General features: G+C 64.3%; 1 protein-coding gene. It reads right to left on the bottom strand.

Features of this window, described 5'->3' with window-relative positions; translation table 11 throughout:
• On the bottom strand, window positions 1–722 hold a 722-nt coding region (locus tag B552_RS0121225), incomplete at both ends, for a porin (protein ID WP_019451067.1).

Raw genomic sequence — 722 nt, 5'->3', positions numbered from 1 at the left:
GCCGGCGTTACCTGGTAGTTGGCACCGATCCAGTAGTAATCGTCGCGCTGGAGCTGGCTGCCATTGCTGTGGTTGTTGGCCTCGCCCCAGCGGTAGCCAGCCATGATCTTGGCAACCTGCCCAATGGCGTAGCTGCCGGCAACCGATGCCTTCTTGAGCGTGGCGGTGCTGCCCGTGGGAGTGCCGGCCAGGTTGTTGATCGACGGATTCCACTGGTCATAGGCAATGGCCGCGCCGAACGGGCCTGCCGAGTAGACGCCGGCCACACCAAAGGCATTGTCGCGACGGAACGCACCCGGGGTTTCACCGTTCGCACCACCAATGGCTTGTGTGGCGGGCGGGATCGTGCCGAGCGGCAGGCTGGGCACGCCGGCGCCAAACGAGAAGTGCGCCAACGCCGTGAACGGACCGAATGCGCCGGTATAGGCTACCGTGTTGTCTTCACGGAAGTTGTTGCCGGCCATGAAGGCTGCCGGCTCATACTGCGTGGCATAGGCGGTCGGCATGAAGTTCGCCATCGCCGCGAACAGCGAGGTGTACTGGCGGCCCAGCGTGACCTGACCGAAGGTGCTGTGCGACAAGCCGACGAAAGCCTGACGACCGAACAGGCGGCTGCTTTGCTGCATCGTGCCGGTGTCGACACTGAAGCCGCTTTCCAGCACGAACACGCTCTTCAGGCCACCGCCCAGGTCTTCCGTACCGCGCAGACCCCAACGCGAACC

The sequence above is a fragment of the Cupriavidus sp. BIS7 genome (genome assembly GCF_000292345.1).
In the GTDB taxonomy this organism is placed as follows: domain Bacteria; phylum Pseudomonadota; class Gammaproteobacteria; order Burkholderiales; family Burkholderiaceae; genus Cupriavidus.
Note: the sequence above shows the minus strand (reverse complement) of the source record. Positions and strands in the feature narration are given on the sequence as shown.